Origin of the sequence: uncultured Psychroserpens sp. (assembly GCF_947492715.1) — a bacterium.
Classification (GTDB): domain Bacteria; phylum Bacteroidota; class Bacteroidia; order Flavobacteriales; family Flavobacteriaceae; genus Psychroserpens.
The window spans coordinates 26989-41948 of sequence record NZ_CANLNS010000007.1; the positions used below are offsets into that span (position 1 = coordinate 26989).

General features: G+C 33.4%; 17 protein-coding genes. 13 read left to right on the forward strand and 4 right to left on the reverse strand.

What is annotated here, in order from left to right:
• Positions 1–70 precede the first annotated feature (70 nt).
• From Q0787_RS15885 to Q0787_RS15945, 13 genes are all read left to right on the forward strand, one after another.
• On the forward strand, positions 71–781 hold the full coding sequence (locus tag Q0787_RS15885) for a class I SAM-dependent methyltransferase (RefSeq protein WP_298903826.1): 711 nt from the start codon (positions 71–73) through the stop codon (positions 779–781).
• 99 nt (positions 782–880) lie between these two features.
• Entirely contained in the window at positions 881–1978 is a 1098-nt protein-coding gene (locus tag Q0787_RS15890) for a glycoside hydrolase family 3 N-terminal domain-containing protein (protein WP_298903827.1), read from the forward strand.
• A 151-nt stretch (positions 1979–2129) separates the two neighbouring features.
• Positions 2130–2861 (forward strand): hypothetical protein, encoded by a 732-nt coding sequence (locus Q0787_RS15895; RefSeq protein WP_298903828.1) that lies wholly within the window; start codon positions 2130–2132, stop codon positions 2859–2861.
• 56 nt (positions 2862–2917) lie between these two features.
• Positions 2918–3937 carry a hypothetical protein gene (locus tag Q0787_RS15900; protein ID WP_298903829.1) on the forward strand — a complete coding sequence of 340 codons (1020 nt, stop codon included), beginning with the start codon at positions 2918–2920 and terminating at the stop codon, positions 3935–3937.
• A 192-nt stretch (positions 3938–4129) separates the two neighbouring features.
• Positions 4130–5260, forward strand: coding sequence for an AraC family transcriptional regulator (locus tag Q0787_RS15905; protein ID WP_298903830.1), 1131 nt, complete (start codon positions 4130–4132; stop codon positions 5258–5260).
• Positions 5261–5361: 101 nt separating this feature from the next.
• Positions 5362–5778 (forward strand): lipocalin family protein, encoded by a 417-nt coding sequence (locus Q0787_RS15910; RefSeq protein WP_298903831.1) that lies wholly within the window; start codon positions 5362–5364, stop codon positions 5776–5778.
• Positions 5779–6202: 424 nt separating this feature from the next.
• Positions 6203–6466 carry a hypothetical protein gene (locus Q0787_RS15915; protein ID WP_298903832.1) on the forward strand — a complete coding sequence of 88 codons (264 nt, stop codon included), beginning with the start codon at positions 6203–6205 and terminating at the stop codon, positions 6464–6466.
• Between the two features lie 235 nt (positions 6467–6701).
• Positions 6702–6887 carry a hypothetical protein gene (locus Q0787_RS15920; RefSeq protein WP_298903833.1) on the forward strand — a complete coding sequence of 62 codons (186 nt, stop codon included), beginning with the start codon at positions 6702–6704 and terminating at the stop codon, positions 6885–6887.
• Between the two features lie 13 nt (positions 6888–6900).
• Positions 6901–7359, forward strand: a complete 459-nt coding sequence (locus Q0787_RS15925) for a hypothetical protein (RefSeq protein WP_298903834.1) — start codon at positions 6901–6903, stop codon at positions 7357–7359.
• Between the two features lie 43 nt (positions 7360–7402).
• Positions 7403–7909 (forward strand): hypothetical protein, encoded by a 507-nt coding sequence (locus Q0787_RS15930; RefSeq protein ID WP_298903835.1) that lies wholly within the window; start codon positions 7403–7405, stop codon positions 7907–7909.
• A 16-nt stretch (positions 7910–7925) separates the two neighbouring features.
• Positions 7926–8348, forward strand: a complete 423-nt coding sequence (locus tag Q0787_RS15935; RefSeq protein ID WP_298903836.1) for a DUF695 domain-containing protein — start codon at positions 7926–7928, stop codon at positions 8346–8348.
• Between the two features lie 63 nt (positions 8349–8411).
• Entirely contained in the window at positions 8412–9047 is a 636-nt protein-coding gene (locus Q0787_RS15940) for a hypothetical protein (protein WP_298903837.1), read from the forward strand.
• A gap of 9 nt (positions 9048–9056) precedes the next feature.
• A complete protein-coding gene (locus tag Q0787_RS15945; RefSeq protein WP_298903838.1) occupies positions 9057–9668 on the forward strand; it encodes a DUF6705 family protein in 612 nt (203 codons plus the stop codon).
• Positions 9669–9684: 16 nt separating this feature from the next.
• On the opposite strand, the gene Q0787_RS15950 is transcribed toward Q0787_RS15945, so the two are convergent.
• From Q0787_RS15950 to Q0787_RS15965, 4 genes are all read right to left on the reverse strand, one after another.
• The gene (locus tag Q0787_RS15950) at positions 9685–11223 is read right to left on the reverse strand and encodes a YifB family Mg chelatase-like AAA ATPase (RefSeq protein ID WP_298903839.1); all 1539 of its coding nucleotides are present in this window, start codon (positions 11221–11223) and stop codon (positions 9685–9687) included.
• A 106-nt stretch (positions 11224–11329) separates the two neighbouring features.
• Positions 11330–12664, reverse strand: a complete 1335-nt coding sequence (gene preA / locus Q0787_RS15955) for an NAD-dependent dihydropyrimidine dehydrogenase subunit PreA (protein ID WP_298903840.1) — start codon at positions 12662–12664, stop codon at positions 11330–11332.
• A 93-nt stretch (positions 12665–12757) separates the two neighbouring features.
• Positions 12758–14080 (reverse strand): FAD-dependent oxidoreductase, encoded by a 1323-nt coding sequence (locus Q0787_RS15960; RefSeq protein ID WP_298903841.1) that lies wholly within the window; start codon positions 14078–14080, stop codon positions 12758–12760.
• A gap of 3 nt (positions 14081–14083) precedes the next feature.
• Positions 14084–14950 (reverse strand): nitrilase-related carbon-nitrogen hydrolase, encoded by an 867-nt coding sequence (locus tag Q0787_RS15965; RefSeq protein WP_298903842.1) that lies wholly within the window; start codon positions 14948–14950, stop codon positions 14084–14086.
• Positions 14951–14960 lie beyond the last annotated feature (10 nt).

A 14960-nucleotide genomic window follows, 5' to 3' on the forward strand; every position in this document is an offset into this window, starting at 1 on the left:
GCGCCTAACGAACTGGCGAAGCTAAACCATATACGAACACGTTGTAAATAATTATAATCAACCATTGCTAATGAAAGAAATTTACGAAGCAAAATTTGTAGAAAAGCTATTTGATAAAATGTCAAGCTCTTATACAAGAGTGAATTACATAACATCATTTGGATTTAGCGAAAGATGGAGAAGACAATGTGTAGAGGAGATTGGAATAGAAAATGGAAAAGTTGTTGTCGATTTAATGACCGGAATGGGTGAATGTTGGAAACATATCTTAAAGAAATCGGATAATAACTCTATACTAATTGGACTTGATTTTTCTTCTGGAATGATTGAACGCGCTAAAAAAAGAAAAGCAAAATTCAGTAAATCGAGAATAGAGTTGTTAAAAGAAAATGTATTTGATAATTCAATCGAAAACGAATATGCTGATTATATAATATCTGGATTTGGATTAAAGACATTTAATGATGAGCAACTTGTAAATCTTGCCAATGAAATTGAAAGAATTCTGAAACGAAATGGAAAATTTTCATTAATAGATGTCTCAGTACCAAAAATTGGAATTTTAAAACCGTTCTATATGTTTTATTTAAAGAGCGTAATTCCGATTTTAGGAAAAGTATTTTTAGGAAGTCCAGAAACATATAAAATGTTAGGTATTTACACACAAGAATTCGGGAATTCTAAAAACGTCCTTGAGATTTTTAAGAAAGCAAATTTTGATGTGGAGTATGTTGAATATTTTTTCGGTTGTGCCAGTGGAATTAAAGGCGTGAAAAAATAACACCATCAAAAACGAACTAAGGAAAATAATCACCGAAAATAAACCATATACAAGGATGTTAACATCAAAAAAAACAGCCCTTTCAATTAAAATAATAAAATGAATAAATTAGTTCTAACAATAGCATTCACAATTATCATTTTCTTAACTGTAAATGCCCAATCTAATAAACTACAAGATTTTTATAATTATGACCCTATTATAGAGCATAAAGTAGATGAAATTTTTCGCACACTAAACGACACCACTCGTGTCGCACAGATGATCGTAACTTCTGCAGGAGAATTAGGCAAACCCGAAAGTGTTATTTTGAAATTAGTATCCGAAAATAAAATTGGAGGTATTGTATATCTAAAAGGTACAAAGACAAATCATAAGCGAATGATTGATACCATAAATATGATTAGCAATTCTCAAAACCAATTACCAATACTGTTTTCAATCGATGCAGAGCCTAGTCTTTTTAATGGTAGACTACAAGGAACAAGTCCCATTATGAATACAATTGATATCAAATCAACTAAACAATCTGATTCTATTGCAAGAATTATTAACGCTAATTTGCTAGATATAGGTTTTCGTCAAAATTTTGCGCCTGTAGTTGATATTAGTCCTCAGAATGAAGCTATAAAGAATAGAAGTTTTGGAAACGACAAAGGAAAAGTCATTGAATTGAGTAAACAGTTTATTCAAACAACGCAAGAGCAAGGAATTATTGCGACAGCCAAACATTTTCCTGGTCACGGATTAGTTAAAGGAGACACTCATAAAAAATCAGTTTATATAGATGGAGAATTGAAAGAGTTAAGTGTTTACCCTCCGCTAATAGAGGCTGGTGTTCTCTCAATAATGATGGCTCATATTACCATAACCAATAATGAAAAATACAGCACTAATGGTTTACCTGCCAGTTGTTCGAGAAATATCGTAACAGATTTACTAAAAAATGAATTAGGTTTCAAAGGACTTATAATAACAGATGCTTTAAATATAATGAAAGCGGTTACCATAATCGATAATGCTCCTTTACTAGCCTCAAAAGCTGGAAATGATATGTTGTTGATGCCAATTGATGAAATCAACACGATCAATTCTATTCTTGACGAAATGAGAACTAATCCGACTTATAAAGAACAGGTTTATCAATCTGTAAAAAAGATTATTCGATTAAAACTATTTTTAGGATTAATACAGTAATATAAAATAACTGTGCCCAACAACATGTATAGTTAATAATGCTTAAAAGATGGTTCTAGAAATTCTGCCCAATTTCCGTTCTCTTCGTTCTTTTTTGCTAACTTACTTCCTAACACTAAAAATCATAAACAAATCCGTTGATAGCAATATTATGAAATACATCATTTTTACAATTTTATGTTTTCTTTCTTTAAACTCAGTAAAAGCTCAAATGGATAAGATTACTGGTACGCCATTAACTGATTTATCAAATATATTCAACCAAAACGAATTTACTGTTGACATAATGGATGATATTGGCGTGGATCCCCTCTTTAATGTATATGTAGAAAAACTGAAAAGTTCCATTCAGAAAAACTATGAGTGGTTTTTAGAATATTCGAAAAAAATTAAACCAGGAAAATCTCTAGAATACCATCCAAATTTTGGGCTTTCAGAAAGTGAATACAAAGAATTTTTAGGAATGACTGGAGGTGTCGAATTACTATCTTCTGGCAAAGAAAAATTAAAAATAGTAAAGAATGATTCTATTATTCAATTGACTGGAATCAATAAGTTAAAAGCGCTCAGTAATATCAAAATTGATTTAAAAAACAATCAAGTTTTCTACAAAAGTTATACGCTTCCATTTAAACAAAACATACATGTAGATGATGCAGACAATGGATTTAAAAGTGAGTGGAAAGGTTATAGCTGGAGTTTTGAAGACCCAAATGCACCTGAAGAATTTGATTTAACTAACATAGAAAGTCTCAATATTAAAGTTGTAAAATTGACCATCGGGCAACTTAACAAAAATGGAAAGGTTTATATGAAACTTGAGGAAAGAATAATGGAAAATGGAGTTAAAACCGTTGATATTCAAGTTCCTGTTATTTTTTAATTAATATAACTGCCAGCATAACTAACCATAAGCAAACACGTTAAATGCAATAAAACATGAAACAAATTATTATTTTCATCCTAGTTTTAGCATCCTTAAATTGTTTCTCTCAAAATTCGCTAAGAGATACAATAAGTGTTGTTAACGATTTTAATAATGATAATATTTCTGATTCATTAACGATTCATACTTTTAGAAAAACAGCAGAGTCAATAGACGTTTATAATAGTCTAACCAAACAATCCTTTAACATTGGTGGTAGAGGTAGCTATAATTGGTCTAAAGCAAACTTCCTTGAAATCATACCACTGCCAGAAGAGCTTGTAATTCCTGCAAATAAACTTTTACTAGATACTATTATTCAATACCTATTGCCTGATTTCAAAGAACCCGACCCTTCATTAGATTGGTTAATTGCTGGATACAAAACTAAAGTTATTGATACCACAGATACGCTTTTTTCTATGACTTTAACCTCTCCCATTTCTAGACATGATACTTTTATTTATCCAGAGGCATCATTCAAGATAATTTCTAAAGATACCTTACCTATTTTTTGGGATAGAGTTTGTAGTGAAGACTACTTGGAGTATAAACACGGAATTCTTGTCTATTATGGGCATAATCATCGCTCAAGAGACTTTGAATTTCAAACTGACACAATATCAAATAATTATGAAATATTTTCCACTTCTCATGGAGTATTTGCTAGAAAAGAGGGGAAATATTCTTGGCTATTTATTACCAACAGTACCTTGACAGGAGGTCCAGAAAAATTGAGATGGAAATCAATAATTAAAACCAAGTATTTTAATAATCATATAATAGTACATCAGGTTGGTGGCATAGGAAATTATAATAAAATTTTTATCATTAATCTTGAAAACGGAAAAATTGGACTGCTTAGAATTGAAGATGAATACTTTTGCTTTAACTCACCTAAATGCTTTGACTTTGAAGTTAAAGCATCTGAACTTATAATTAATTCAAGAAGAACTGAAGCGTGTTACTATGATAAAGGAGCTATTGAAACCTTATCATTTGATATGGAACTCATAATAGAGAAATTAAAATAACAGCACTTAACAACGTGTATAACTCATTGCTAGATAACCTACTCGTAAACGAGCAAAGCGAACTAACGCAAGCTAAATTCGGCACATTTTCCTAATGACTCACTCCCTTTTACTATCTTAGACCTGCCAACATCATAAGTAACCATATATCTACACGCTAGCTGCAAACTAAAAAAGAAGACGCAATTAAAAATGATTTTTAAAATACTGGACTTTTTAATAATAATCAACGCAATTCAAGGTGTAATATTTGCTTTAACCATATTGTTTTCTAAATATTTTAAAAATACTACAAACATTTATTTAGGCATTAGTATGTTGATTGGTGTATTAATTAATGCTCAATACTTTATGATGAAGTATGATTGGTATTCTCACTTTCCAAAACTTGCAATTTTCGAAGACATTGAGTTCGTATTACTTTTCCCTGTTACGCTTTTGTTTTATTACTTAAAATTTCTAAATCCATCTTTTAAATTAAAAGCAAAACACAAACTACTATATCTTCCCTTTTGCATATCAGTTATACTCAATCTATTTGTGGGAGGACATGCGCATTTTAAAATATATACTATCGACAACTTAACTTGGGTGCCAACATTTTATGCCATAGAATATTACGCTTCTATTTTATTAAATATAGTCATTCTAATTGTGGTTTATATGCTTTTATTTAGAAACAAAAGCGCTATAAAAATATTAGTACACCACAATTTAAAATGGATCAAATTGTTTTATTATTTTCATATTGTCTTAATATTTACATGGATTTCTCTGGAAATTTTGGGAAAACTATACCCTTACGAATTTACCTTTATCCTGTGGTTAGTTTTAACTACTTTTTTCTATTGGGTGGGCTATATAGGTATTTTTAAATTTAGGTTAGCTCAAAACAGATATGAAATAAGAAGAGTTATTGATAAAGAAATTAAAACCGAATATAAAAAACCATCCAAAAGCAAAAGCAGTATAAGTGATGAAGACAATAAATACCTTCAAGAAGTCAAAAATATTTTAGAACATGAAAAAATATATAGAAACCCTAAATTAAGTCGGCAAGATATAGCCGAAAAACTAGGAATAAGTGTTGGCTATCTATCACAAGTAATCAATAATAATTCGGAAAAGAGTTTCTCGGAGTACATTAATTATTATCGTGTTGAAGATGTAAAGAAAATGATAACAAATAAGGCTTTTGATAAATACAGTATACTTTCAATTGGCTTGGAAGCTGGATACAACTCAAAATCAGCATTTTATACTGGCTTCAAAAAAGAAACAGGACTAACACCATCCGAATATAAAAAAAGACATCTATCTTAAAATTCTAAAAAAAGTGTCCAATATTGTTCAATTATAACTTTTCAGAACTCCAAAACCTTAGTGTGATACTAATATTGCAGAAAATTTATAATAATAAAACAATGAACAAAACAATTAAATTCGTGCTTATCGCACTAATCGCTATTATGAATCAATCATGTAGTAGTGATGATTCTACTATTGAAAACATTAATGAAACATTCATCAATGGCAAATGGATACTTGTAAAAACTACAGAAAACGGGTTAGATGTCGCATTAAATGTCTGTGACAAAATGAACACTATCGAGTTCATTGATAGTAGTAACGAAGTCATCCAAAAAACACATGTCTTAAATAGTGCAAATATTTGTGAAATTGATACCAATAGTACTGATACATATGTAATTAACGGAAACAACCTTGAAACTACAAGTACTAGTGCTTTTGTAATAGAGCTAGGCAATACTAATGGTGTTCTAGTTTTAAAACACACTCAAAATGAGACAGCTATTGTAAATACATATAATAGGTTGTAGCAACACGGTGTTAAAAATCAACAAAGTATCACTATAATCCCGAATGGATTTGACTACAACATCATCCGTTTGGGATTATTATTGTCTGCCTAAACCTAAAATCCTAGCAGATTTCCCTCTGGTTCGTTTTCTTTTGCTAACTTAGTTTTGACCAACATAACACGCGAGCGTAGCGAACTTGCCTAAACAAACCATACACAAACACGTTGTAACCAATTCGAGAAATTCAATGCGAAAGAAAAAAAATCTGATTTTAATTATAACTTTAATAATTGGGGTTTTATGTTTCTATAGCTTCAAAAACTACGCTGAAAAAGTAAAAGACAAGCATTGTCTTGCTACTCAAGTTTCATCCAAACTATTTGACTTCAACACTTTTGAATTAAAAGTTGACTCAACTCTTAATTTATCCAACTTTAAAGTCGTGAACCAAAATAGCGGAAAAACAATCTTTAAGAATGGAAAAAGCCGAAAAGGAATTAAAAATGAATATGGTCATTGCATTTTTGAATTGTTTTGGAAAGGAAAACTGGTTTATGAATTTGGACATTTTAAAATGAACAATTGGAAGACGAATAATTACGAATTGAACATCGGAATGGAAAATAATGAAATTAAACCGAGTTTGGAAATATATGGACCAGACAGCATAAAAGCCGATTTATATTTTAAAAAAATAACGGAATAAGAACTAGCTGAAACAACGTGTCTAGCAAATTGCATTAACTGGCTAAGAGGACGATCTTTGCACGCTTTTTACTATATTGTTACTACCAAAAATGAATCGTGCACTTTCACACAACTAATCATGCATGAATGCATTGCGAGTAATATACATGGAACAGAAGAAATAGCTAGAGATTATCTGAAGCGGTTGTCGGAGGAAATGAAAAAGCAATACACAATAACACTAAATCAAAACAATGGATAAAAAAATACTTGGGAATTTTATTATATACTTTCCAACCATCGCATATATAGCATATACTATAGTGATTAAAGAAAAGGGCTCTGGAATTGACTGGACTGCCATTGTAATTGCTGGATTTATTAGTATGATAAGCTATGCCATTGGAAACCGTATAAAAAACAAAGGTGAAATTGAATAAAGAAAAAAGAGTAATGAATAGAGAGAAAAAGCCTTTATACCGAAAAGTAAATACAAAAGCACGAGGAGTTCGGCATAATTTCGGAGGAGATTATAAAAATAATAGAAATAAAAAAAGGGAATCAATAGAAGTTGTAAAGGGCTCAATGCATGGCAAGAAAAATAGAGGGTTAGATTATACACCACTTTTTAAATTTCTCTTGTCCAAAGTTGGATATGAATGGAATCAAGTTTTTTCGGAGGCTAAATCTAGACTTGATACAACTGAACCAATATTCTGGTTGGTTGCAAACGATGAAAGCGATAAAAAAGACTATGTAAGATTGGGTGAATCAACCTATTTCTCTGGTTTATTTATTGATGTTGATGGCATTCTCCAACTCACAAATCCGAATCTTAAACCAAAGGATCTCACTCCGTTCTGTAACTGCTGTACGCATACGCTCAACGGAAAACTATTTGGAAGTGAATAGAACACCGCAACAAACAAAATGTATAACCAATTAAAGAAAAACCATGAATAGAAAAATAATTTTGCTCGGCCTTATTTTAATTTCATTCATTTCTTGTAAAGAGAATGAAAATGCTGAATTAACAGAACTCATTACTGTTGTTAATCAACTAAAAACTGATGATAACAATGAGTTTCTATCTACTTTAAAACCTTCTGAAAAGGGTTTAAGACTCATTTTTAAGGATGGAAAATCGGTTAATAAGGTAATCGCATATTCCAAAATGAGATGGGCCGATATTAGTAAGATTCCACAAAATAGCATGAAACCATTAACAGAAAACGCAGAATTAAAAATACTGACTGTCTCAAAAAGCGAACTCAAATCTGGAATCACAAATGGATTTCCAAAGGAATATTTAACTATTGCTAACCATTTACAAGATGGAACAAAATTGTACGCTATGCAATATTTAAATGAGGACGGATCGGAACAGAAAATGCGATCAGTTTTTTTTAAAACTTCTGACAATTGGATGATTGTTCCTCTCGCTTATAAAGCATTTGAATAAATAAACTATAAAAGAAATGGAATGGTTAACAACCAAAACTGAATACGATGGTCTTCCTCTCTACCTGAGACTGCCCAATTATAAAAATGTTTGGGAGTTCAGAGTAAAATACCCACAACTCGTATGTATAACGCACATGTTTGACAGCGTGAAAGATAATGGATTACCAGCGGATGAATACAATAAATCGTTGATGGACTTTGACCGAGAAATTGTTAATCTTTTTGACCCAAACAAAAACGGAATTGTATTTTTAGTAGAAACTTATGGTGGAGCAAGAAATTATTGGTTTTATATAACCGATTCTAAATTCTTCTTTAATGTTTTTGAGGAATTAAAGATTAAGCACTCAGACAAAAAGTTAGAATTGGATTATCAGAATGATTCTCATTGGAATTTCATAAAAGATTATCCTATTAAATTATATAAACCTGAATAAAATCACATAGATAAACTTACTGCACAAACTAAAGATAGCCTTATTAAAGCTCGTATTGAGCAAATGCAAAGTGATGTTAATTCTGTTGCTACTGAGCAAGGAAGTGAATTTAGAAAATTAGAAAATGGTCCACCAAATTACTCTGAATACGTTGTGCCTAGTTTTAATACCGATTTTGAATGGACAGATTTCCCATTAGCGGTTCCTAACTCTGAAGTAAGAGTCCACTTGCATCATAATGGTACGAATAATGAAGGAGGAAAATTAGCTACTGTTTTTAGCATGGAAGATATTGTAAAGACGGTTGGCTTTTATAAAGAAAAAAGTGTAGCTAATTTAGGAAACCTTATGAAAGCGGGAGGAAACATTTCTAATATTTTAGTCTCTCGAAGAGGGTTGTATGCATTGAGAGTAAATGACACTCAAAAGGCACTAGATTTTTACGATGCTATGACTGACCCATCTCTAAAAAATTCTGAAGGTCAAACTTTTCAAGAATTTGTCCTCAAGTCATTTGAAAGAGAAGTCATTAAAAAAACTCAACTCCAATGTGGGAGCTGTACTGAGGAACAAGAAGAAGCTCTTTTTGAATTAAACTTTACTAATTTCTTTAAAACACTTGACTCAGGTTTAAGTCTCTTTGTATCTTTAAGTACAGATTTCAACGGGGATTTTATTTGGGTCTTTTTAACTAATTAAAATACACTAATGATGAACATAAAAATATTGATTATAGCATTTCTTATTTCATGTGGAGCATATTCCCAAGAAACCATAGTGCCACTTGAAAACTTACTTGGCTACGAAAGTGAGCAAAATGAGGTAGTCTATTTTAAAGACGTAAATAATCTTTTAAATAAATATACTGGTAATTGGATATATGATGACGGTACTCATTATCTTAAAATTACTGTCACAAAAAAAGAACATCTGCCACAAGATTTTTTTGGTAAGTTATTAAACCCGAACTATGAAGATAATTTATCCATTAAGATGATATATAAATTGAATGGAGTTGAGCAATATAACACGACATCATTTGGGGCAACTACAGCTTTAATCAATGGAAACGTAATTGAATCAACAAATAAAATTTCATTAGAATATTACGAGCCGACTTCTAGCTGTAGAAGACAAAAACATGCGAACTTGACGCTTGAGTTCAATCCAAGTAATACCTTAGGAGGGAATGGTACATTAGGATGGACTAGGACTAGTAGAATAAGTTATGTTTCACCTAATACAGAATGTCCAGATGGTACACTTGTGGATTCTTCAGATTTTATAATTCCTGCAAATTTAGTTCTTAGTAGAGAATAATAACATAATTTAACCCTTAACCCAACCAACCTTCTCTATCCATGCTTCGATACTGAATGGCTTCGGAAATGTGAGCTCCTGTAATAGTTTCCGATGCTTCCAAATCGGCAATAGTTCTCGACACCTTTAAAATGCGATCATAGGCTCTAGCTGATAAATTTAACTGCTCCATAGCGTGTTTTAAAAGACTAAGCGAAGCATCGTCCAGTTTGCAGTAAGTTCTAATCTGCTTGGTGTTCATTTGCGCATTATAATGAACTGTATTAGAGGTTGCAAAGCGCATGGTCTGAACAACTCGAGCTTGAGTAACACGCTTTCTTATCTCTACCGAAGATTCTCCTTTTCGGTCATCAGATAGTTTATCAAAAGGAACAGGTGTTACCTCAATATGAATATCTATACGATCCAATAATGGTCCAGATATCTTGCTCAAGTAGCGTTGCATTTCAGCAGGAGAAGATGTGACTGGCGCATTCGGATCGTTAAAATAACCACCCGGACTTGGGTTCATACTAGCCACTAACATAAATGACGATGGATAAGTAACGGTAAATTTTGCTCTAGAAATAGTCACTTCTCTATCTTCCAAAGGTTGTCGCATCACTTCTAAAACCTCTCTTTTAAACTCTGGGAGCTCATCTAAAAATAAAACACCGTTGTGTGATAACGAGATTTCTCCTGGTTGTGGGTAACTCCCTCCTCCTACTAAGGCAACATTAGAAATGGTATGATGCGGACTTCTAAATGGCCGTTGCGCCATTAATCCTGTATGGGCTTTAACGCGACCAACAACCGAATGAATTTTAGTCGTCTCTAAGGCCTCATGCAATGTCATTGGAGGCAGTATTGAAGGTAGTCGTTTGGCTAACATTGTTTTTCCCGCGCCTGGAGGACCAATTAAAATAATATTGTGTCCTCCTGCAGCCGCTATTTCCATACATCGTTTAATACTCTCTTGGCCTTTTACATCACTAAAATCGAATTCTGGAAAATCTAAGTTTTTATAAAACTCTTGACGTGTATTGATAATGGTTTGTTCTAGGTCAATATTTTTATCAAAATAATCAATGACTTGTTTTATTGTATTTACTCCATAAACTTCTAAGCCATCAACAATAGCTGCTTCTTTTGCATTTTGTTTAGGGAGAATAAACCCCTTAAATCCTTCTTCTTTAGCCTTTACAGCAATTGGTAAAGCCCCCTTAATAGGCTGAAGATTTCCATCAAGGGATAATTCACCCATAATGAGATAACGACCTAGATGCTCAGCTTTAATTTGTTTGGATGCTACAAGAATACCAATGGCCAAAGTAAGATCATATGCCGATCCTTCCTTTCGTAAATCGGCAGGTGACATATTGATAATTATTTTCTTTCCTGGAATTTTATAACCGTTATTTTGAAGTGCAGCGGCAATTCTAAAGTTACTTTCCTTTATTGCATTATCAGGCAAACCTACCAGATGATAACCAATACCTGAATCGACATTAACTTCAACGGTTATTGTTGTGGCTTCAACACCAAAAACAGCACTACCAAAAACTTTTTTGAGCATACACAGAATATTTTTCTAAATATAGAAAATATTCTACACAAAATATCAAAATCAAATCAAAATATAAAAGTCAGTAAACTCAGAGTATTAATTACAGGTTCATAACTTAGCGTTTCTTCTTTAACGCATCTGAAGGTTCAGGTACAAAATGCCCTTTTCCTCCTGCTCTGTCATCATCAAAACTTACAGGAATATCATCATTAAGCGTACGCTCATTCCAAGTGATACTCTGTGTACCATCATCTTTCTTAACCATTGTGATACAGTCTTCAACAGGACAAACCAATGAGCATAAATTGCAACCCACACAGTTCTCTTCAATGATACTAGGAATCCTATTGGTAGGATCATCAGATAGTGCTATAGCCTGATGTGCACCATCATCACAAGCAATATAACATAGATCACATCCAACACACTTATCGGCATTTATTTCAGCAACTACTTTATGTTTTAAATTCAAGTGTTTCCATTCGGTTACATTAGGCAACGCCTTGCCAGCAAAATCATAAATAGTATTGTATCCTTTATCTTCCATAAATTGACGCAAACCTGCTTCCATTTCACGTACTATTCCAAAACCATAATGCATTACAGCAGTACACACCTGAACAGAAGTTGCCCCGAGTAAAATAAACTCCACAACGTCACGCCAAGTTTCAATACCTCCAATACCTGATAGTGGCACTTTACTTATTTCAGGATGTTGCGCTAAATCTTTGAGCATGTGCATTGCAATAGGCTTAACCGCTGGTCCGCAGTAACCTCCATTAGTTCCTTTACCATCAACAATAGGATATGGAGCATATGAGTCTAAATCAATGCCCACAATACTCTTAATTGTATTTATTAATGAAATAGAATCTGTTCCTCCCTCAACTGCAGCTAGTCCAGGATCTGTGATATGCGAAATATTTGGTGATAATTTTGTGATTACAGGAATATTAGCAGCCTCCTTGACCCAACCAACAATCGTTTTTAAAACATCTGGTTCTTGACCAACTGCAGAACCCATTCCGCGTTCACACATTCCATGTGGACAACCAAAATTAAGTTCAATGCCGTCTGCTCCGGCATTTTCAACGTCTTTTATAATTTGTTCCCATTCGGCTCTGCTTTCTACCATTAAAGACGCAATAACCGCATGGTCAGGGAAATATTTTTTAACCTCCTCAATTTCTCTTAAGTTGTCGGCCAAAGGTCTATCTGTAATAAGTTCAATATTATTGAAACCCATCATTCTGGTATTTCTATAATTCACAGAACCATAGCGACTTGAAACATTCACAACTGGAACGCCCAAAGTTTTCCATACAGCTCCTCCCCAACCCGCTTCAAATGCTTTCATAATTTGATAGCCTGAGTTTGTTGGTGGTGCCGACGCTAACCAAAAAGGGTTTGGTGCTTTTATTCCTCCGAAATTTATTGATAAATCAATCATATTATTTGCTTCTTTTGACTTTCCTGCGAAAGCAGAAATCTATATTATTATGTGTGTCTATTCCATATCAAATATCGAATGACAATCCTTATTCTATTTGTTTAACCAATTGTGAATGCCTTGAGCAGCCATTTTTCCATCGTACGCAGCGTTAACAACCTCAGCTCCTCCATTTATAGCATCTCCTCCAGCAAAATACTGGGGATTTGATGTTTGAAACTCATTGTTAATTATAATTCTAGTTTTATTATCTATGTCTAGGCCATCTATTAAGCTATACAAGTGGCCTTGTTTTGCCTGTCCAGTAGCCTTAATAACCAGATCACAACGTACAACAAATGTGTTATTCATATTCGTTTGTAGCTTACCTTCAATGAGTTCTGTTTTAGCAAATTTTACACCTTCAACAGTTCCATTACCTACAATTGCAATTGGTGTCACATTAAACAAACTATCAACACCAGCACTAATCGCGAGGTCATATTCAAAACCATAAGCTCCCATGTTTTCTTTAGAATTTCTATAAGCCAGAACTGTTTTACGTGCTCCCATTCTAGCGGCTTCGGAAGCAGCATCCATAGCCGTATTTCCACCACCAATAACAACAACTTTGGCAGGCACTTTAACCTCGTGATGCTTCATTCTCAATTCTTCAATAAACTCAACCGCACCAACAACGCCTTTTTTATCTTCCCCATCCAATCCTAAATGTCGCGTTGCTCCTAAACCAACACCAATAAAAATAGCATCATACTTCGTTTCGAGCGCTGCCAATTCATTTTTTGACGTAATGGCATTATTGTATTTTATATGAAACCCCAGTTGATCTTGCAGATATGCAACTTCCTTCAAGACTTCTTCATTTGTAATCTTATAAGGCGCAATACCATAAACTGTTAATCCAGATGGTTTTTCTTTAGCTTCAAAAATATCTACATCATAACCTAAAGTGCGGGCTTCACAAGCACATGCAATTCCTGCTGGTCCAGCCCCAATAACTGCGATCTTTTTACCATTAGATTGACCTGCCTTAAATAGCTCTTTTTTGGAATCTATTGATGTATTTGTAGCATAATTTTGAAGTCTACCTATTTGAATTGGAGGCACATCTTGATGATTATATACGCAAGCACCTTCACACAATACGCCTGTTGGACATACAACACCACATGCATTACCTAACCAATTAGCATCAAAAATGGTCTTAGATGCTCCAGTAATATTATCTGTATGGATTTGCTTTATAAACAATGGAATGTCGATACTTGTAGGACATGCTTGAACGCATGGTGCATCATAGCAAAATAAACAACGTGATGCTTCGTAATACGCCTCAGTATCGTTCATTAAGGGTTTCTTCTGTTTGAAATTCTTATCGAATTCCGCTTTTGTTGTTGGTCTTTTATATTCTGCCATATTCTATAAATCTGTTAATCTACCATAAGTTTCTGGGCGTCTATCTCTAAAAAATTGCCATGTAGATCTTACTTCCTCTATAAGATCTAAATCAAATTCGGCAACGAGCAATTCGTCATCATCGCGTGATGCCTCAGCAAATATTTGTCCTCTGGGATCCACAAAATAGGATTGTCCGTAAAACTTTCCTAAGTTCCATGGTTTCTCTTCACCAACACGATTTATACATCCCATAAAATAACCATTAGCCGCCGCATGAGCAGGTTGTTCCAATTTCCAAAGATATTCGCTCAATCCAGCCACTGTTGCCGACGGATTATAAACGATTTCTGCTCCATTTAAGCCTAAGGCTCTTGCTCCATCAGGAAAATGCCTATCATAGCAGATATAAACACCAACTTTAGCGTACTTAGTTTGAAACACTGGGTATCCCATATTTCCAGGTTTAAAGAAGAACTTTTCCCAAAACCCTGTTGTATGTGGAATATGATTTTTTCTATACTTACCTAAATAGGTTCCATCAGCATCAATTACTGCTGCTGTATTATACAACACACCAGGTGATTCCTTTTCATAAATTGGTACTACAATTACCATATTATGTTTCTTCGCTAATACTTGCATTTTTTCAGTTGTTGGACCAGGAACCGGCTCTGCAGATTCATACCATTTTTTATCTTGTCCTGGACAGAAATACGGCGTGTTGAATATTTCTTGCAAGCATAATATTTGAACCCCTTGTCGTCCTGCTTCTTCAATATATGGAATATGCTTATCATACATCGCATCCATAATTTCTTGAATGGTTCCTTCTCCTTCCGTCATTGGAAGGCTCATTTGTATCAATCCTGACTTTACTTTTCTTGGCATAATATATCTT